This window comes from Curtobacterium sp. NPDC089689, from assembly GCF_044749145.1.
Taxonomy (GTDB): Bacteria; Actinomycetota; Actinomycetes; order Actinomycetales; family Microbacteriaceae; genus Curtobacterium.
The window spans coordinates 575,982-594,747 of the sequence record NZ_JBIVHJ010000002.1 but is presented as its reverse complement, the minus strand read 5'-3'; the positions used below and the strand labels follow the sequence as shown (position 1 = coordinate 594,747).

The window sequence follows — 18,766 nt, the reverse complement described above, 5'->3', positions numbered from 1 at the left end:
GCTCAGTGCTCCCCGAGCGCCCGGTCCACCGCCGCCGTGATCTCGCCCTGGTCGAAGTGGTTCCGGATCACGATGACCTCGGCGTAGGTGTCCCCGATCGCCTCGACGAACTCCTGGCTCGTCAGGATGACGTTCGCGTCCTCGGCGACGTCGCGCACCGAGGCGACGTCCGCGGCCACCACGGAGGCGCTCAGCCCGAGCGACGCCAGCGCCTTCTCGGCGTTCACCTTGAGGATCCCGCTCGACCCGATGCCGGCCCCGCAGATCGTCACGATCTTCACGCCGCACCCCCGGCTGCACCGGCAGGCCCGGCCGACCCGACCCCGAGGATCGCCCGGACCTCGTCCGCCGTGCCCGCAGCCGCCAACCGCCAGGTCACGGTGTCGTCGTTGAAGGTGTTCGCGATCTCGCCGATCGACTCCAGGTGCGTCCCGACCTCGGCGACGGCGAGCCCGAGCACGACCCGAACGGGGTCGTTGTGCGGGTGCCCGAACGCCACCGGCGACGCGAGCGTGACGAGCGCGAGGCCGTCCCGGACCACCGACGACCCAGGTCGGGCGTGCGCGAACGCGAGCCCGGGAGAGATGACGATGTACGGGCCGTGCTCCTCGACCATCTCGATCATGGCGTCCGTGTACGGCTCGGTGGTGGCACCGGAGGCGACGAGGGCGTCCCCGGTCAGCCGGAGCGCGTCACGCCACGACGGCGCGGTGGCTCCGAGCACGACGGCGTCGTCCGGCAGCGGTGGGAGCGGCACGTCCTAGGCCTCCTGGTGTCCTGCGGTGATGGTGGCGATGATCTCCTCGCGGTCCTCGAGCGGGAGGAACGAGCCCAGGGCGGCGTTGATCTGGAACGCGGCGAGGTCGTCGAGGTCGTAGCCGAACGTGCCGGCGAGGAGCGCGAGCTCCTTCGACAGCGAGGTGTCGCTCATGAGGCGGTTGTCGGTGTTCACCGTGACGCGGAACCCGAGCTGGTACAGCACGTCGAAGGGGTGGTCGGCGAGCTCGTCGCCCCACGCGGCGATCGCGCCGGTCTGCAGGTTCGACGAGGGTGCGACCTCCAGCGGGATCTCGCGGTCGCGCACCCACGACGCGATCTCACCGAGCGACGCGAGGGTGGACCCGTCACCGGCGTCGGACAGCGAGATGTCCTCGAAGATCCGAACGCCGTGCCCGAGGCGCAGCGCACGGCCGTCGACGAGGGCCGACCGGATCGAGGCGAGTCCGTCGGCTTCGCCCGCGTGGACCGTGACCGGGAAGAGCTGCGCGGCCAGCCAGTCGAACGCGGCCCGGTGGTTCGCGGGCGGGAAGCCGGCTTCGGCGCCCGCGATGTCGAACCCGACGACCCCGCGGTCGCGGTGCCGCACGGCGAGTTCGGCGATCTCCTGCGCGCGGTCGGCGTGCCGCATCGCGGTCACGAGCTGCCCGATGCGGATCGATCCGCCGGCTGCGTCGACGGCCTCTTCGATGCCGGCCTGCACGGCCTCCACCGTCTGGTCGAGCGTCAGCCCGCCCTGCAGGTGCTGCTCGGGTGCCCATCGGATCTCGCCGTAGACGACGCCGTCGGCGACGAGGTCCTCGACGAACTCCTTCGCGACCCGGTGCAGCTGCGGCGCGGTCTGCATCACCGAGGTGGTGACGTCGAACGTCTTGAGGTACTCGACGAGCGAGCCCGAGTTGGACTGGTCGGCGAACCACGCACCGAGCGCCCCGGCGTCGGAGGTCGGCAGCGCCACGCCCGCTTCCTCGGCGAGCTCGATGATCGTCGCCGGCCGCAGGCCCCCGTCGAGGTGGTCGTGCAACGAGACCTTCGGCAGGTCGTTGATGACCGCTCCGGCGTCGGGCAGGCGGTAGGTCGTGGCGTCGGCGCTCATGCGCTCCAGGCTATCGGTGGTCGCCGACCCTGCGTCGTCCCCTGTGCACAACAGACGGACGACCGGACTGGAGGCTCCCCACACGGACCGCAGGAACGCAGCGCCGCAGGACCGCGGGATCAGCCCGCGATGCGCTCCCGCACGATCGGCCCGCGGACGGCCGCCGCCGAGTCGGCCGGTCCGATCGACCACGCACCCTCGAGCGACTCCAGCGCCCGGTCGAAGCGCTCCGGCTCGTCGGTGTGCAGCGTCCAGAGCGGCTGCCCCGCGGCCACGGTGTCGCCCGGCTTGACGTGCAGCTCGACACCGGCGCCCGCCTGCACCGGGTCCTGCGCCCGGGCACGACCGGCACCGAGACGCCAGGCAGCGACGCCGAACGGCAGCGCTTCCTGCGAGACGAGCACGCCCGACTCCGGTGCGGTGACGACGTGCTGCTCGCGGGCGACCGGCAGCGCAGCAGCGGGGTCGCCACCCTGCGCGGCGATCATCCGACGCCAGGTGTCCATCGCCCGGCCGTCCGCCAGGGCCGCAGCCGGATCGGCGTCCGGCAGCCCGGCGAGCGTGAGCATCTCGGTCGCCAGCGCGACGGTGAGCTCCACGACGTCCGCGGGTCCCCCGCCCTCGAGCACCGAGACCGACTCCCGAACCTCGAGCGCGTTGCCGATGGTCAGTCCGAGCGGGACCTCCATGTCGGTCAGGAGCGCCGAGGTCTGCACCCCGGCATCGTTCCCGAGGTCGACCATCGTCTGCGCGAGCTCGCGCGAGGCCTCGTAGGTGGGCATGAACGCCCCCGAGCCGAACTTGACGTCGAGCACGAGCGCGCCGGTGCCCTCGGCGATCTTCTTCGACATGATGCTCGACGCGATGAGCGGGATGCACTCGACGGTGCCTGTGATGTCCCGGAGTGCGTAGAGCTTCTTGTCCGCGGGCGCGAGCCCGGACCCGGCAGCGCAGATCACCGCCCCGACGTCGGACAGGATCGACATCATGCGGTCGTTCGACAACGATGCCTGCCAGCCGGAGATCGACTCGAGCTTGTCGAGCGTCCCTCCGGTGTGGCCGAGCCCGCGGCCGGACAGCTGCGGCACCGCGACGCCGAACGAGGCGACGAGCGGCGCGAGCGGCAGGGTGATCTTGTCGCCGACGCCGCCGGTGGAGTGCTTGTCCACGGTCGTCTTGCCGAGGGCGTCGAAGGACATCCGCTCCCCCGACGCGATCATCGCGAGCGTGAGGTCCTTGATCTCCCGCCGCTCCATGCCGTTCAGGAAGATCGCCATCGCGAGGGCCGCCATCTGCGGGTCCTCGACGTAGCCGCGCGTGTACGCGTCGACCAGCCAGTCGATCTCGGCGGTGGCGAGGGCGTCGCCGGAACGCTTCGTGCGGATGAGGTCGACGGTGTCGAAGGGCTCGACGGCCATGTGATCAGTGCTCCTGCTGGTAGGTGACGAGGGTCCGCGGCCCGAAGGCGTCCGGGAGGACCTCGTCGATGGTGCGGATGCCGGAGACGGTCTCGAGGAGCATCCCCTCGGCGGAGTGCTCGAACAGCAGCTGCCGGCAGCGGCCGCACGGCATCAGGGTCGCCCCGTCGCCGTCCACGCACGTGAAGGCGACGAGCTTGCCGCCGCCGGTCATGTGCAGCTGCGAGACGAGCGAGCACTCGGCGCAGAGCGTCACGCCGTAGGACGCGTTCTCCACGTTGCAGCCCGAGACGACGCGGCCGTCGTCGGTGAGCGCCGCGGCGCCCACCGGGAAGGACGAGTACGGCGCGTAGGCGTGCCGCATCGCGGCCGTGGCGGCGTCCCGCAGGACGCTCCAGTCGACGTCCGCTGCCGCGGGACCGGCCGGGAGGCCCGTGGCGGCGTCCGCCCCGTCGGCCGGCGTGACGGCCTGGTCGCCGGAGGGGTTCGTGTCGGTCATGTGCCGTGCCTCCAGGCCGTCAGCTCTTGATGTAGGGCTTGCCCGCAGCGGCGGGGCCGCGCACCTGCCCGACCAGGCCGGCGACCGCGAGGATCGTGACCACGTAGGGCAGCATGAGCAGGAACTCGCTCGGGACGGGCGACCCCTGCACGACGCTCAGGGCGTTCTGCAGGTTCGACGCGAAGCCGAACAGCAGGGCCGCGAGCGTCGCACGGATCGGGTCCCAGCGCCCGAAGATGACGGCGGCGAGCGCGATGTAGCCGGCACCGGCGGTCATGTCCTTCGTGAAGCCTCCGACGGCGTCGAGCGTGAAGTACGCACCGCCGAGACCGGCGATCGCGCCGGCGAGCGACACGTTCCAGAACCGGGTGCGGTTCACGTTGATGCCGACCGTGTCCGCGGCCTGCGGGTGCTCGCCGACCGAGCGGAGGCGCAAGCCCCAGCGGGTCTTGAACAGGCAGAACGTGACGACCGCGACCGCGACGTACGCGAGGTACACCACGACGGTCTGCTCGAAGAAGATCGGGCCGATGATCGGGATCTGGTGCAGCAGCGGGATCTCGAGCTTCGGGAAGCGTAGGCCCACGTTGAGCGTCGACTCGTTCGGCGAGAGCACCTGCGAGTACAGGAAGCCGGTCAGGCCGGAGACGAACGCGTTGATGACGACGCCGACGATGACCTGGTCGACGAGGTACTTGATGCTGAACGCCGCGAGGATGAACGACACCAGGACACCCGCCACGACCGCACCGACGAGGCCCGCCCAGGGGGTGCCGGTGACGGACGCCACGAGGGCCGAGGTGAACGCGCCGGCGAGGAACTGGCCCTCGATCGCGATGTTGACGACGCCGACCCGCTCGGAGATGACGCCACCGAGGGCACCGAACACGAGCGGGACGCTGAGTCCGAGGGCACCGACGAGCATGCCGGGGATCGTGATCGAGTCGCCCGCGACCGCCCACGCGAGGAAGCCGACGACGAACACGATCGCGAACAGCGCGGTCACCCAGAGGCGGACCCGACGGTTCGCGCGCGTCTCGACGACCGCGTAGACGGTGGCCAGCGCGAGGAGCACGATGACGACGATCCCGGTCGCCGTGGACGGCAGCGGCAGGTTCGGCAGGGCGAAGAAGTCGCCCGTGGACGACAGACGGAAGGTCGCCGTCCCCGACCGGTGCGCGAGGCCGAAGAGCAACAGCGCGATCACGGTGAATACGCCGTACCCGATCGCCGTCTTCCAGCTGCGGGTGGTCTCGAGGTCGCGGCCCTGGGCGGGCAGTGCGGGGACCGCGGTGGGGGTCATGGTGCTCACGCGGCGACCGCCTTCTTGCTCGGCTTGGTGCGGGTTCGGCGGCGGGCGCCCGGCTGCGGGATCCGGAAGATCGCGCGGACGAGCGGCGGGGCCGCGATGAAGAGGACGATGAGGGCCTGGATGACGCCGACGATGTCGATCGGGATGCCGTTCGCGGCCTGCATCGCGTAGCCGCCGTTCTTCAGCACGCCGAAGAGGATCGCCGCCCAGAACACGCCCCACGGCTTCGAGCGTCCGAGGAGCGCGACCGTGATGGCGTCGAAGCCGATGCCGGCGTCGATGTTCGCGGTGAAGCCGCTCGTCACCGCGCCCTGCACCTGGTACGCACCCGCGATGCCGACGAGGGCCCCCGAGATGAGCATGACCCAGATGGTGAGCGACGGGACGCTCATGCCGGCGACCCGGGCGGCACGGGGGTTCTCACCGATGGTGCGGAACCGGAATCCGAGCGACGACTTGTTGAGCAGCCACCACACGACGACGACGGCGATGATCGCCACGACGAACCCGAGGTCGATGCCGTACCGCGGGCCGAACAGCTGCGGCAGCACCGAGCTGTCCTGCATGGCGGGCGAGATCGGGTTCGGGCTGCCCTTCGCCTGCAGCAGCCCCGGCGTGCGGAGCATGTAGCTGACGAGGTAGAGCCCGACGTAGTTGAGCATGATCGTGAGGACGACCTCGTTGGCGCCGGTCCGGGCCTTGAGGACGCCGACGATCCCGCCCCAGACGGCGCCGCCGACGATGCCGGCGATGATCGTCAGCGGGATGTGCACGATCGCGGGCAGGTCGAACGAGAACCCGACCCAGCCGGCGGCGGCGGCGCCCATGAGGATCTGCCCCTGACCGCCGATGTTGAACAGGCCGGCGCGGAACGAGACCGCGATGCCGAGGCCGGCCGCGACGAGCGGGACGGCGTAGTCGAGCGAACGGGTGATCGGGACGATCGCCTGCGCGAAGGAGCTCGCACCGAAGTTGACGACCGAGCCCTGGAACAGCGAGGCGTAGGCGCCGCCGACCGAGGAGCCGATGGCCTGGAACGTGTCCGACGGCCGCGCGAAGAAGTAGCCGGCCGCGGTGCGGACGTTCTCGTCCGTGACCGCGATGAGGATGCCGCAGGCGACGAGGGCGAGCACGACGGCGAGGACGGTGACGAGCACCGACCCGTTGACGATGCCCTGGAGCGCGGTGCTCCAGCGGTCGCCGCCGGCGCGACGCTCGGAGTCGGCCGCGGAGTCCGTCATCAGGTGGGGCGTCGCCGTCTCCTCCTGCAGGCGGTCGTCCGTGACCGGCGTCTGCTCGGGCTGCGTGCTGCTCGCGCTGTTGTCGGGCTGCGTGCTGCGCGCGCTGTTCTCGGGTGGCGTGGTGCTCACGCTGCCAGCTCCGTTCCTTCGGGCAGTTCGCCTGCCATCATGAGGCCGAGGACGTCTCGGGGGGTGTCCGCGGGGACGATGCCGACGATCGCGCCGCGGTACATCACGGCGATCCGGTCGGCGAGCGCCACGACCTCGTCGAGCTCCGTGGAGACGACGATGACCGGGACGCCGGTGTCGCGGGTGGCGACGATGCGCTTGTGCACGAACTCGATCGAGCCGACGTCGATGCCGCGCGTGGGCTGCGCGGCGACGAACAGCCGGAGCTCGCGGCTGAGTTCGCGGGCGAGCACGATCTTCTGCTGGTTGCCGCCGGAGAGCCGTCCCGCCGCGGTGGTGCGGGACGGCGTGCGGATGTCGAACTCGGCGATCTTCTCGTCGGCGAACGCGTCGCGCTCGGCGCTGCGGATCGTGCCCGCGCGGACGAACTCGGCGTGGTCGGCGCGGTCGAGCATGAGGTTCTCGGCGATGGTGAACTCGCCGACGAGACCGTCCTCCTTGCGGTCCTCGGGCACGAAGCCGACGCCCGCGTCGAGGATCTGCTTGACGGTGCGGCCGGTGATCTCGGCGCCGTCGAGCGTGACGTGCCCGGCGTGCACCGGTTCGAGGCCGAGGAGCGCCTCGGTGAGCTCGGTCTGCCCGTTGCCCTGGACGCCGGCGATCGCGAGGACCTCGCCGCGTCGGACGGTGAACGACACGTCGTCGACGAGCACGACACCGGACGGGTCCGTGACCGTGAGGTGGTCGACGACGAGGGCGTCCTCGCCCCCGGTCGCCGGCGTCTTGTCGACGACGAGCGACACGGCACGGCCGACCATGAGCGCGGCGAGCTCGTTGTTCGTCGCGGTGGGCGATGCCTCGCCGACGACCTTGCCGAGCCGGATGACGGTGATGCGGTCGGCGACCTCGCGGACCTCGCGGAGCTTGTGCGTGATGAACACGATCGCGGTGCCGGCCTCGCGGAGCTGGCGCATGATGGCCATCAGCTCGTCGGTCTCCTGCGGGGTGAGCACGGCGGTCGGCTCGTCGAACACGAGCACCTTCGCGTCACGGGAGAGCGCCTTGATGATCTCGACGCGCTGCTGCACGCCGACGGGGAGGTCCTCGACCTTGGCGTCAGGGTCGACGTCGAACCCGAACCGGTCGGAGATCTCCTTGACCCGCGCCCGCGCGCCGGCGAGGTCGAGCCGACCGCCGAGCGTGGTCTGCTCCTGGCCGAGCATGACGTTCTCGGCGACGGTGAAGACGGGGACGAGCATGAAGTGCTGGTGCACCATGCCGATGCCGGCGCGCATGGCGTCACCGGGGCCGTCGAAGTCCTGGACGGCGTCGTCCAGGAGGATCTCGCCCTCGTCGGCCTGGTAGAGGCCGTACAGGACGTTCATCAGGGTGGACTTGCCGGCACCGTTCTCACCGAGGAGGCAGTGGACCTCTCCCGGCTCGACGGTGAGCGAGATGTGGTCGTTGGCGACCAGCGATCCGAACCGCTTGGTGATGCCGCGGAGTTCGAGCTTCATGTCTGTGCTGCGCAGTTCCTCGTGTCGGGGCACGGGAATGCGGGCGAGGGATTCCTCCCCCGCCCGCATCCGTGGTGTTACTTGACGGTCGCTTCGGTCTTGACCGTGATCGAGCCGTCGATGATGCCGGACTTGATCTTGTCGAGCTCGCCCTCGAGGCCGCTGTCGACCTTGGAGGCGTAGTCGTGGAACGGCGCGATGCCGACGCCCTCGTTCTTCAGGGTGCCCACGTACGGCGTGTTCGAGTAGTCGCCCTTGGCGGCCTGCTCGACGACGTCGCGCGTCGCGGGGCGCATGCCCTTCTCGACGGAGGTGAACGCGATGTCCTTGTAGCGGGGGTCGGCCTCGTAGAGGTCGCTGTCCGCGCCGATCAGGACGGAGCCGTTGTTCGCGTCCTTGATGGCCTCGGCCGCCGACTGGTAGATCGGGCCACCGACGGGCAGGATGACGTCCGCGTCCTGGTCGAGGAGCGTCTGCGCGACGGCCTTGGCCTGGGTGCCGGCCTCGAAGCCACCGGTGAAGGAGCCCTTCTGGCTGTCGACGTCCCAGCCGACGACCTTGACGTCCTTCTTCTTCTGCTCGTTGTAGTACTTCACGCCGTCCGCGAAGCCGTCCATGAAGATGGTGACGGTCGGGATCTGCATGCCGCCGAAGGTGCCGACGACGCCGGACTTCGAGTACGACGCGGCCGCGTAGCCGGCGAGGAACGCCGCCTGCGAGGTGTCGAACGTGATCGGCTTGACGTTCTTCGCCTTGATCGAGTTGTCGTCGATGATCGCGAACTCGGTCTCGGGGTTCGCGGCGGCCTGCTTCTTCGTGGCGTCGGCGAGGTTGAAGCCGACGGTGACGATGAGCTTGCAGTTCTGGTTGATCAGCTGCTCGATGTTGGAGTCGTAGACCGTCGAGTCCTTCGACTCTGCCGACTTGTAGGTCGCGCCGAGTTCCTTGGCGGCGTCCTGCAGGCCCTCGTAGCCGAGCTGGTTGAAGGACTTGTCGTCGAAGCCGCCGGAGTCGGAGACCATGCAGGGACGGAAGTCGGTCTTCTTGGCCGAGGCGTTGTCGGACGGGGCGGCGGAGCAGCCGGCGAGCACGGCGACCGTGCCGGCCAGGGCGAGGCCGCTGAGCGCGATCTTGCGGGTGCGGGATGACACTTGGGTGATTCCTCCGGGGGCGTTGGCCCGGAGCTGTGGTTCCGGGCGATCGTGGCGACAGTACACGACAGTCCGACCGGTACAGAACCCCCTGCTGACGGGCCCGCGATCGGTTACGGGATCGCGATCACGCGGAAACCTGCCCGTAACGCGGGACCCAGTGTTCGAGGCCCGTCAAGCGCTTTTCGTGATGGAGCGCTACAGGACGTCGCCGCGGCCGCTGATCTTCAGTGCGTCCACGACACCCTTGACCCGCTGGGCGTTCTCGCTCGTGGTCACGAGCAGGGCGTCCGGGGTGTCCACGACGACGATGTCCTCGACCCCGATGAGCGAGATCAGGCGCTGGCTGTGGGCGACCACGATGCCGCTCGACGAGTCCGCCAGGATGCGGGCCCCGTCGCCGAGCACGGCGAGGTTGTTCGCCCGACCGCCGGACTGCAGCTTGGCGAGGGACGCGAAGTCGCCCACGTCGTCCCAGTCGAAGTCGCCGGGCACGACGGCCATCCGACCGGCGGCCGCCGCGGGCTCGGCGACGGTGTAGTCGATGGCGATCTTCTCGAGCCGCGGCCACACGGCGTCGACGACCGCGCCCCGGGACGAGGTGTCCCAGGCGTCGGCCAGTTCCTCGAGTCCGGCGAGGAGTTCGGGCTTCGTCCGGCCGATCTCGTCGAGGAGCACGTCGGCGCGGGCGATGAACATGCCGGCGTTCCAGAGGTAGTTGCCCTCCTCCAGGTAGCCGCGGGCGGTGTCGAGGTCGGGCTTCTCGACGAACGACTCCACGGCGTGCACGGTCGAGGCGCCCTCGATGTCGAGCGCCTGGCCGTCGGCGTGGATGTAGCCGAAGCCGATCGCCGGCTCGGTCGGGGTGATGCCGATCGTGGTCACGTACCCGGCCCGGGCGGCGGCGACCGCCTCGCGCACCGAGCGCCGGAAGCCGCGGGCGTCGCCGATGACGTGGTCGGCGGCGAACGACCCGATCACGACGTCCGGCTCGCGGCGGCGGAGGATGGCGGCCGCGAGGCCGATCGCGGCGGTGGAGTCCTTCGGCTCGCTCTCGAGCACGACGTTGTGGTCCGCGACGCCGGGCAGCTGCGACTCGACCGCCGCCCGGTGCGCCCGGCCCGTGACGACCATGATCCGCTGGTCGCCGGCGAGGGGCGCGAGACGGTCCCAGGTCTGGCGGAGCAGCGAGGCACCGGAGCCGGTGAGGTCGTGCAGGAACTTCGGCGCGTCCGCACGCGACAGGGGCCAGAGCCGCGAACCGATGCCGCCGGCAGGGATGATCGCGTAGAAGTCGCTGAGCTCGTCCGTCACCCGCTCACCGTACCGGTCCGCCGCGGCGGTCCCTGGGCGACGACCGCACGTTTCCCGCATGCGCGCTCCCGCAACGTGGCACGACCTGTTCACCCCCGCCGTGTCCGCCGTTCACGCGGTCCCCACCACCACGTCACGGCGCGCGCGGAGCATGGGCCGCACCATGAGCGCACGCAGCGTGGAGCGCGGCACGTCCCAACGGACCGTCGCCGTCGTGACCGAGAGCTTCCTGCCCACCCTCAACGGCGTGACCACGAGCGTCATCGCGGTGCTCGACCACCTGCGGCTCCGTGGCCACAGGGCGGTCGTCATCGCCCCGGACACCCCGGGCATCGCGCAGCTCCGGCCGAAGGACCACGTCGAGCGGTTCAACGGCTACGACGTGCACCGCGTGCCCGCGGTCGCCTACCGCCAGTTCCCCGTCGCCCTCCCCCACCCGGTCCTCGACACGATCCTCGCCGCCTCCGGCGCCGACGTGCTCCACGCCGCGAGTCCGTTCCTGCTGGGTGGGCGCGCCATCACGGCGGCCGGGAGGCTCGGCATCCCCTCCGTCGCCGTCTTCCAGACCGACGTGGCCGGGTTCGCCCGCCGCAACGGCCTGACCGCGACCGTCCCGCTGGTGCGCAAGATCCTCGGGCGGATCCACGAGGGAGCGTCGCTGACGCTCGCCCCGTCGAGCGCCACCGCGGCGATGCTCGCCGAGGACGGCGTGCCGCGCGTCGCGCGGTGGGGCCGCGGCGTCGACACCACGCTGTTCCACCCCGGGCGCCGCGACACGGCGCACGTCCGCGCGCTCCGCCGGCGGCTCGCCCCGGACGGCGAGACGATCGTGGGGTACGTGGGGCGGCTCGCACCGGAGAAGGAGGTCGAGCGGCTCGCCGAGCTCGGCGGCGTCCCGGGCATCCGGGTCGTGGTCGCGGGAGGGGGTCCCTCCCGGCCGCTCCTGGAGCGACGCCTCCGCCACCTCGACGTCCACTTCACCGGCCCGCTGCGCGGCGACGCGCTGGCCGACGCCTACGCGGCCCTCGACGTCTTCGTCCACACGGGCCCGGCGGAGACCTTCGGCCAGACCCTGCAGGAGGCGCACGCGACCGGCCTGCCGGTCGTGGCGCCCGCGTCCGGCGGGCCGGTCGACCTCGTCGCCCCGGGGCTCGACGGTGACCTGTACGACCCCGACGAGCCCCAGGCGCTCCGCCGGGCGGTGCTCCGGCTCCACCACGACCGAGCGCTCGCGGCCCGGATGGGCTCCGCCGGGCGGCTGCGCGTCGAGGGGACGACGTGGGAGGCCGTCGGCGACCAGCTGCTCGCGCACCACGACACGGCGCGGACGATCGGCGCGCCCCCGGCAGCGGCGCGGGCGGTGCGGGCACGTTGGCACGAGAACGTCAGTGCGCGAGCATAGGATGGGGGTGTTCCACAGAACACCAACGGCAACGGCTCGCCGATCGGCGGGCCCGTCCTACGGGAGGACTCGCTCATGGCCGAGCAGACCGCAGGGGGGACGGCAACCGCTGAACCCCAGGTGACGATCGAGGCGCCACGCGCCTCTCGCACGCCGCAAGGCACCCTGTACCGGGGTTCCACCGGCATGTGGTCGTGGGTGCTGCACCGCATCACCGGTGTCGCGATCTACTTCTTCCTGCTCGTGCACATCCTCGACACCGCGCTCGTGCGGGTCTCGCCCGAGGCGTACAACGCCGTGATCGGCACGTACAAGACCCCGCTCATGAACCTCGGTGAGATCGCCCTCGTGATGGCGATCGTGTTCCACGCGTTCAACGGGCTGCGCATCATCCTCGTGGACTTCTGGTCGAAGGGCCCGAAGTACCAGCGCGCGATGTTCTGGATCGTGCTCGTCCTCTGGGCGGTCGCGATCGCGGGCTTCCTGCCGCGCCAGTTGATGAACCTCGTCGCGGACTTCCAGTAGGAGCACCAGATGACCACGCAGACCATCGAACCGCCCCGCAGCGCACAGGCTGCCCGCCGGACCACCAACTGGGAGAAGTGGGGCTGGATCTACATGCGCGCGTCGGGCGTCCTGCTCGTCGTGCTGATCTTCGGCCACCTCTTCGTCAACATGGTGGCGGGCGAGGGCGTCAAGCAGATCGACTTCGCGTTCGTCGCCGGCAAGTGGGCCAACCCGTTCTGGCAGGTGTGGGACTCGCTGATGCTGGTCCTCGCGCTCGTGCACGGGTCGAACGGCATGCGGACGATCGTGAACGACTACGTGTCGAAGCCGGGCATCCGGAAGACGCTCCTCGTCGCGATCCTCGTCGCGTGCGTCGCGCTGATCGTCCTCGGCCTGCTCGTGTGCTGGACGTTCGACCCGTGCCCCGCCGGCGCCGCCGCCGCGGACCTGCCGTCGTTCTGCCCGGCCCGCTAGCAGCTCCGAACGCCCGCTCCACCCCTGAACGAAAGACCCCCGTGCCTGCAAACACCCCGTCAGACATCACCGTGCACCACCACCAGTTCGACATCGTCATCATCGGCGCGGGCGGCGCCGGCATGCGCGCTGCCATCGAGGCCGGTCCGAAGGCGAAGACGGCGGTGATCTCGAAGCTGTACCCGACCCGCTCGCACACCGGTGCGGCGCAGGGCGGCATGGCGGCGGCCCTCGCGAACGTGGAAGAGGACTCGTGGGAGTGGCACACGTTCGACACGATCAAGGGCGGCGACTACCTCGTCGACCAGGACGCCGCCGAGATCCTCGCGAAGGAGGCCATCGACGCCGTCATCGACCTCGAGAACATGGGCCTGCCCTTCAACCGCACGCCCGAGGGCAAGATCGACCAGCGGCGCTTCGGCGGTCACACGCGTGACCACGGCAAGTCGCCGGTCCGACGCGCCTGCTACGCGGCCGACCGCACCGGGCACATGATCCTGCAGACGCTCTTCCAGAACTGCGTCAAGCTCGGCGTGAACTTCTTCAACGAGTTCTACGCGCTGGACCTCATCATGGTCGACGTCACGGGCGACGACGGCGTCACCCGCAAGCAGCCGGCCGGCGTCGTGGCGTTCGAGCTCGCGACGGGTGAGCTGCACGTCTTCCACGCCAAGGCGATGATCTTCGCCACCGGCGGCTTCGGCAAGATGTTCAAGACCACGTCGAACGCGCACACGCTCACGGGCGACGGCGTCGGCATCGTCTGGCGCACCGGCCTCCCCCTCGAGGACATGGAGTTCTTCCAGTTCCACCCGACCGGGCTCGCCGGCCTCGGCATCCTCCTGACCGAGGGCGCCCGCGGTGAGGGCGCGATCCTGCGCAACGCCTCGGGCGAGCGCTTCATGGAGCGGTACGCCCCGACCATCAAGGACCTCGCGCCGCGCGACATCGTGGCGCGGTGCATGGTGCAGGAGGTCGCCGAGGGCCGTGGTGCCGGTCCGAACAAGGACTACGTGCTCCTCGACTGCACGCACCTCGGCGCCGAGGTCCTCGAGACCAAGCTGCCGGACATCACCGAGTTCGCCCGCACCTACCTCGGCGTCGACCCGGTCGTCGAGCCGGTGCCGGTGATGCCGACCGCGCACTACGCGATGGGTGGCATCCCCACGAACGTCAAGGCCGAGGTCCTCTACGACAACACGACGGTCGTGCCCGGCCTCTACGCCGCCGGCGAGTGCGCCTGCGTGTCCGTGCACGGCTCGAACCGCCTCGGCACGAACTCCCTGCTCGACATCAACGTGTTCGGGAAGCGCTCGGGCAACAACGCGGCCGAGTGGGTCAAGACCGCCGAGTTCCTGCCCCTGCCGGAGCACCCCGAGCAGGGCGTGAAGGACATGCTCGACCAGCTCCGCGCGTCGACCGGCACCGAGCGGGTCGCGGCCCTCCGCAAGGAGCTCCAGGAGGAGATGGACCGGAACGCGCAGGTGTTCCGCACCGACGAGTCGCTCGCGAAGGTCACCGAGACCATCCACGAGCTCCGGAACCGCTTCCTGCAGGTCTCCGTGCAGGACAAGGGCAAGCGGTTCAACACCGATCTGCTCGAAGCGGTCGAGCTCGGCTTCCTGCTCGACCTGGCCGAGGTGGTCGTGTACTCCGCCCGCAACCGCAAGGAGAGCCGCGGCGGTCACATGCGCGACGACTACCCGAAGCGCGACGACGAGAACTACATGCAGCACACCATGGCGTACCTGACGGGCGACCCGCACTCGTCACTCGCCGACGACCACATCACGCTCGACTGGAAGCCCGTCGTGGTGACGCGCTACGAGCCGATGGAGAGGAAGTACTGATGACCGACACCCTGGTCTCCGACGCCCCCCGCACCCAGACCGTGCAGGACGCCCCTCCTGGATCGTTCCCCGTCACGATCATCGTCCGCCGGTTCGACCCCGACGTCGACGACGAGCCGCGCTGGCAGGACTTCGACGTGATGATGCTGCCGACCGACCGCATCCTCGACGCACTGCACCAGATCAAGTGGGAGCAGGACGGCTCGCTCACGTTCCGCCGGTCCTGCGCGCACGGCGTCTGCGGCTCGGACGCGATGCGCATCAACGGGCGCAACCGTCTGGCGTGCAAGACCCTCATCAAGGACCTCGACGTCTCGAAGCCGATCTACGTCGAGGCCATCAAGGGTCTGCCGCTCGAGAAGGACCTCGTCGTCGACATGGAGCCGTTCTTCGCGTCCTACCGCGAGGTCCAGCCCTTCCTCCAGGCATCGTCCGCACCCGAGAAGGGCAAGGAGCGCGTGCAGTCCGTCGCCGACCGTGCCCGGTTCGACGACACCACCAAGTGCATCCTCTGCGCTGCGTGCACGTCGTCGTGCCCGGTGTTCTGGACGGACGGTCAGTACTTCGGCCCGGCCGCGATCGTCAACGCGCACCGCTTCATCTTCGACTCGCGTGACGACGCAGCCGACGTGCGTCTCGACATCCTGAACGACAAGGAGGGCGTCTGGCGCTGCCGCACGACCTTCAACTGCACCGACGCCTGCCCGCGCGGCATCCAGGTCACGAAGGCGATCTCGGAGGTCAAGCAGGCGATCATGCGAGGGAAGGCATAGGTCGGCCCGGTAGGCTCGCGCCCATGACGTTCGCGGAGACCCGCCCCATCCTCGACCAGCTCGGCTACACCGTCCGGTACGTGCAACTCCCCGGGGAGACCCTGCACGAGCCGCCGGTCGAAGGGGCACTCCGCATCGCGCAGGTGGGGTCGGACCAGTACGCGCTCGAGGTGGTCGACTACGGCACCGCACGGCGACTGGCGACCGCGAACGGTGAGGGCGACGCCGTCGAGATGCTCCGTCGGTTCCTCAACCGGCCGTTCCCGGCCCCGCGGGACGTCCCGCGGCACGAGCTCGACGGACTCCGTGACCGCGCGGCCTCGACGTACCCGCAGCTCGCGCAGCAGGTGTCGCAGGCCGGCGAGCGGGGACTGACCATCCAGGTCCCGGCCGGCGTGCCCGTCGACCGCATCGGCGGACCGGACGGCTACCTCCTGCACCCGCTCGACACCCCGCTCCCCCAGCGCTCGTTGCCGCCGCACGTCGCGTCCGCGCCGGAGACCCACCGCTACGTCGTGGAGCGGCCGTTCCTCGTGACGGTGCGCTTCGTGCAGCCGTGGTTCGACCAGCCGGGCGGTGCGATGCGCTTCGAGATCGCCGATCCCTCGGTCACCGTCCGCGACCTCGTCGTTGACGGCTCGCTCGCCCGCGTCCGCGTCGTCTGACGCGCTCGACGCGCTCGACGCGCTCGACGCGCTCGTCTGCCTGCTCCGGCTGCTGCACAACCGAAGACCGTCCGCACCACGCCTCGGCGTGGTGCGGACGGTCTTTCGTTGTGCGCCGCCGATCTGCACCGACATCGCGCGGCGACGGTCTAGCCGAGGTCGGGGCGGTCGTACTGCGCGCCGGACGGGTTCGACCCGAGGCAGCCGAGCACGATCGCCGCGACGGAGACGAAGAGGCCCAGGAGCCAGGTCGCGCCCGGCAGTCCGGCATCGTGCACGCGCCGCCACCCGAGCGCGATGTTCGGCACGAGGGTCGCGAGCCACCACAGGAACCACAGCCCGAGGAACACGAACGCGATCGGCGCCCGTGCGGGCTCGCTGACGGAGTTGCCGTACGCGTCGACCCTGGTGCTCCCGAGGATCGTCGCGACGAGCACGCCGTAGAACGCCCCGATGAGCACGAGTGTGACGATCGCGTTCGCGAGGAACCAGTACCAGTACTCACTCCGGCTGGCGCGGCCGTCGAAGCGCGCGTACTTCTTGAAGAAGCGGGTGGATGCGTCGAGGAACCCGATGCCGTACCAAGGCGCCCACAGCGGTGGTGTGCCGTCCGGCCCGAGCGGGATCGGCGGTGGTGCCTGGTACATCGGGTACGGCTGGCCGTACGGCTGCTGGCCGTACGCCTGCTGCCCGTACTGGGGCGGCTGCTGCCCGTACTGGGGCGGCTGCTGCCCGTACTGGGGCGGCTGCTGCCCGTACTGGGGCGGCTGCTGCGGCGGCCCCCACTGGGGTGTGCCGTCGTTCGTCATGGTCGTGCCCTCCCGTGGACGGACTCGTCGTGTCGAGGACGAACGGCCCTCCCGGACACCCGGGAGGGCCGTTCGTCATCGTGCGTTGCTCAGCCGCGCTGGGGCTGGTCGAATCGTGCGCCCTCGGGCTTCGAGGGGAGCAGGTACAGGACGAGCAGGATGATGCCGCCGACGAACGGGATGAGACCGAGGAAGAAGAACGGTCCCGCGAAGTTCGCGTCGTGGAGTCGACGCCACGCGAGGGCGATGTTCGGCACGATCGTCGCGAGGCCCCAGAGTCCGAGCAGGATCCCACCGATGACGAACAGCGCCGACGGAGCGGTCATCACCGCGCTCGTCGAGTAGCCCGTCGACACCGTCCGGTACTCGGACGTCGCCGCGCCGATGCCGTAGATGGCGTACAGGACGGCGAACACGATGACGTTCGCCAGGTACCACCACCAGAACTCGCTCCGGCTCGCGCGCCCGTCGAAGCGGACGTACTTCTTGAAGAACCGTTTGATGGCGGCACCGAACGAGATCCCGTACCACGGCGCCCACAGCGGCGGCTCGCCGTTCGGACCGGTCGGCGTGGGCTGGCCGTACTGCTGCTGCCCGTACTGCGGCTGGCCGTACTGCGGCTGCTGCCCGTACGGCTGCTGCTGGCCATGCTGCTGGCCGTACGGGTCCTGCCCGTTCGGGTTCTGCGGCGGGTACTGGTCACTCATCGGGGGTCCCCCTGCTGACTCGCGGTTCGGATCGGGTTGCCCCGGCACATCGCGCGGGGCGCTGCCGAGTCAACCAGACGCACCGCGGGCGCGTCCGGCGTGTGACACCCCCGATCAGGGGACGAGTGCGAGCTTCCCTCCCGGGTGCTGCGACTCCAGCAGCTCCGCGGCGGCCTTCGCCTCCGCGAGCGGGAACGTCCGGGCAACCGGCACGACGAGCTGCCCGTCGCCCGCGAGGTCGATGAGCCGCTGCCGCACCGAGTCCCGGAAGGCCTTGCTCACCGGCTGCGCGCCGTCGACCGCACGGATGCCGTCGGACTCCGCCCGGCCGAACGCTGCGATGGTCACGATGCGCGAGCGATCCGCGACGAGCGCGAGGGAGACGTCGACCGCCTCGTCGGTCCCGACGCAGTCGAGCGCCACGCTGACACCGTCGCCGGTCCCGTCGCCGACGAGCGCGCGGACGCGATCCTCCAGCCCGTCGCCGTAGGCGATCCACTCCCCGCCGAAGTCCGCGACGACGTCGGCGTTGTGCTCCGAGGCGGTCCCGATGACCCGGGCTCCGAGCAGCCGGAGCTGCTGGAGCAGGCTGACGCCGACGGCCCCGGCCGCGCCGTGCACGAGGACCGTGTCGTTCCCGGAGGCCCGGGTGACCCGGAGCATGTCGGCCGCGGTGGTCCCGGCGAGGAGGAGGTTCGCGGCCTCGGGGAACCCCAGCGTCGCGGGCTTCGCGAAGACGTTGCGCGCGGGCACCGTCAGTTCCTCGGTCCAGCCGCCCTCGACACGGAACGCGAGGACCTCGTCGCCGACGGCTCCCCCACCCGAGGCGATCTCGGTGTCGGGCCCGACGGCGCTGATGGTGCCGGCGACCTCGTAACCGACGGCGATCGGCAGGTCGGACGGGTCGCCCTGACGGGTGTGCTTCGTGTCGGCCGGGTTCATGCCCGCGGCGCGGACGGTGATGGTGACCTCGCCGGGGCCGGGCGCCGGCACCTCCGTGTCGATGAACTCGAGGACCTCGCTGCCGCCGAACCGCGGTGCCACCCAGTGCTTCGTCATGCCCTCGACGCTACGCGCCACGCTTGCGTGCGAGCGTGCCGAGCGGCGCGTCTCGTCGCAACCCCG

General features: G+C 70.6%; 19 protein-coding genes. 6 read left to right on the top strand and 13 right to left on the bottom strand.

What is annotated here, in order from left to right; genetic code table 11:
• Positions 1 to 2: 2 nt before the first annotated feature.
• The 10 genes from ACIPYW_RS11070 to ACIPYW_RS11025 form a co-directional block, all read right to left on the bottom strand.
• Positions 3 to 281 (bottom strand): PTS sugar transporter subunit IIB, encoded by a 279-nt coding sequence (locus ACIPYW_RS11070; RefSeq protein WP_400413337.1) that lies wholly within the window; start codon positions 279 to 281, stop codon positions 3 to 5.
• A complete protein-coding gene (locus ACIPYW_RS11065; RefSeq protein ID WP_400413334.1) occupies positions 278 to 757 on the bottom strand; it encodes a PTS sugar transporter subunit IIA in 480 nt (159 codons plus the stop codon). Before ACIPYW_RS11065 ends, ACIPYW_RS11070 begins: the two co-directional genes overlap by 4 nt.
• A 3-nt stretch (positions 758 to 760) precedes the next feature.
• The gene (locus ACIPYW_RS11060) at positions 761 to 1,873 is read right to left on the bottom strand and encodes an adenosine deaminase (RefSeq protein WP_400413332.1); all 1,113 of its coding nucleotides are present in this window, start codon (positions 1,871 to 1,873) and stop codon (positions 761 to 763) included.
• A gap of 119 nt (positions 1,874 to 1,992) precedes the next feature.
• Positions 1,993 to 3,291, bottom strand: a complete 1,299-nt coding sequence (locus tag ACIPYW_RS11055) for a thymidine phosphorylase (RefSeq protein ID WP_400413329.1) — start codon at positions 3,289 to 3,291, stop codon at positions 1,993 to 1,995.
• A 4-nt stretch (positions 3,292 to 3,295) separates the two neighbouring features.
• Positions 3,296 to 3,790, bottom strand: coding sequence for a cytidine deaminase (locus tag ACIPYW_RS11050; protein WP_400413326.1), 495 nt, complete (start codon positions 3,788 to 3,790; stop codon positions 3,296 to 3,298).
• Positions 3,791 to 3,809: 19 nt separating this feature from the next.
• Positions 3,810 to 5,102: an ABC transporter permease gene (locus ACIPYW_RS11045; protein ID WP_400413323.1), complete on the bottom strand. Its 1,293-nt coding sequence runs from the start codon at positions 5,100 to 5,102 to the stop codon at positions 3,810 to 3,812.
• Entirely contained in the window at positions 5,099 to 6,472 is a 1,374-nt protein-coding gene (locus ACIPYW_RS11040; protein ID WP_400413320.1) for an ABC transporter permease, read from the bottom strand. The genes ACIPYW_RS11045 and ACIPYW_RS11040 overlap by 4 nt, the downstream gene beginning before the upstream one ends.
• Positions 6,469 to 7,989 (bottom strand): ABC transporter ATP-binding protein, encoded by a 1,521-nt coding sequence (locus ACIPYW_RS11035; protein WP_400413318.1) that lies wholly within the window; start codon positions 7,987 to 7,989, stop codon positions 6,469 to 6,471. The genes ACIPYW_RS11040 and ACIPYW_RS11035 overlap by 4 nt, the downstream gene beginning before the upstream one ends.
• A gap of 77 nt (positions 7,990 to 8,066) precedes the next feature.
• Positions 8,067 to 9,140 carry a BMP family protein gene (locus tag ACIPYW_RS11030; protein WP_400413315.1) on the bottom strand — a complete coding sequence of 358 codons (1,074 nt, stop codon included), beginning with the start codon at positions 9,138 to 9,140 and terminating at the stop codon, positions 8,067 to 8,069.
• Positions 9,141 to 9,338: 198 nt separating this feature from the next.
• Entirely contained in the window at positions 9,339 to 10,454 is a 1,116-nt protein-coding gene (locus ACIPYW_RS11025; RefSeq protein ID WP_400413313.1) for a mannose-1-phosphate guanylyltransferase, read from the bottom strand.
• Positions 10,455 to 10,617: 163 nt separating this feature from the next.
• On the opposite strand from ACIPYW_RS11025, the gene ACIPYW_RS11020 reads away from it, so the two are divergent.
• From ACIPYW_RS11020 to ACIPYW_RS10995, 6 genes are all read left to right on the top strand, one after another.
• Entirely contained in the window at positions 10,618 to 11,856 is a 1,239-nt protein-coding gene (locus ACIPYW_RS11020; RefSeq protein ID WP_290131303.1) for a glycosyltransferase family 1 protein, read from the top strand.
• A gap of 75 nt (positions 11,857 to 11,931) precedes the next feature.
• Positions 11,932 to 12,381, top strand: coding sequence for a succinate dehydrogenase, cytochrome b556 subunit (gene sdhC / locus ACIPYW_RS11015; RefSeq protein WP_290131302.1), 450 nt, complete (start codon positions 11,932 to 11,934; stop codon positions 12,379 to 12,381).
• 9 nt (positions 12,382 to 12,390) lie between these two features.
• The gene (sdhD, locus tag ACIPYW_RS11010) at positions 12,391 to 12,837 is read left to right on the top strand and encodes a succinate dehydrogenase, hydrophobic membrane anchor protein (protein WP_290131301.1); all 447 of its coding nucleotides are present in this window, start codon (positions 12,391 to 12,393) and stop codon (positions 12,835 to 12,837) included.
• Between the two features lie 41 nt (positions 12,838 to 12,878).
• Complete coding sequence (sdhA, locus tag ACIPYW_RS11005; RefSeq protein ID WP_290131300.1) at positions 12,879 to 14,687, top strand: succinate dehydrogenase flavoprotein subunit; 1,809 nt, start codon at positions 12,879 to 12,881, stop codon at positions 14,685 to 14,687.
• Positions 14,687 to 15,460 carry a succinate dehydrogenase iron-sulfur subunit gene (locus ACIPYW_RS11000; protein WP_400413309.1) on the top strand — a complete coding sequence of 258 codons (774 nt, stop codon included), beginning with the start codon at positions 14,687 to 14,689 and terminating at the stop codon, positions 15,458 to 15,460. The genes sdhA and ACIPYW_RS11000 overlap by 1 nt, the downstream gene beginning before the upstream one ends.
• A gap of 23 nt (positions 15,461 to 15,483) precedes the next feature.
• Positions 15,484 to 16,125: a TNT domain-containing protein gene (locus ACIPYW_RS10995; RefSeq protein WP_400413306.1), complete on the top strand. Its 642-nt coding sequence runs from the start codon at positions 15,484 to 15,486 to the stop codon at positions 16,123 to 16,125.
• 149 nt (positions 16,126 to 16,274) lie between these two features.
• Here ACIPYW_RS10995 and ACIPYW_RS10990 read toward each other — a convergent pair whose 3' ends face one another.
• The 3 genes from ACIPYW_RS10990 to ACIPYW_RS10980 form a co-directional block, all read right to left on the bottom strand.
• Positions 16,275 to 16,934, bottom strand: a complete 660-nt coding sequence (locus ACIPYW_RS10990; RefSeq protein ID WP_400413305.1) for a DUF805 domain-containing protein — start codon at positions 16,932 to 16,934, stop codon at positions 16,275 to 16,277.
• Positions 16,935 to 17,023: 89 nt separating this feature from the next.
• Complete coding sequence (locus ACIPYW_RS10985) at positions 17,024 to 17,641, bottom strand: DUF805 domain-containing protein (RefSeq protein WP_400413302.1); 618 nt, start codon at positions 17,639 to 17,641, stop codon at positions 17,024 to 17,026.
• A 114-nt stretch (positions 17,642 to 17,755) separates the two neighbouring features.
• Entirely contained in the window at positions 17,756 to 18,700 is a 945-nt protein-coding gene (locus ACIPYW_RS10980) for an NADP-dependent oxidoreductase (protein WP_400413300.1), read from the bottom strand.
• Positions 18,701 to 18,766: the final 66 nt, after the last annotated feature.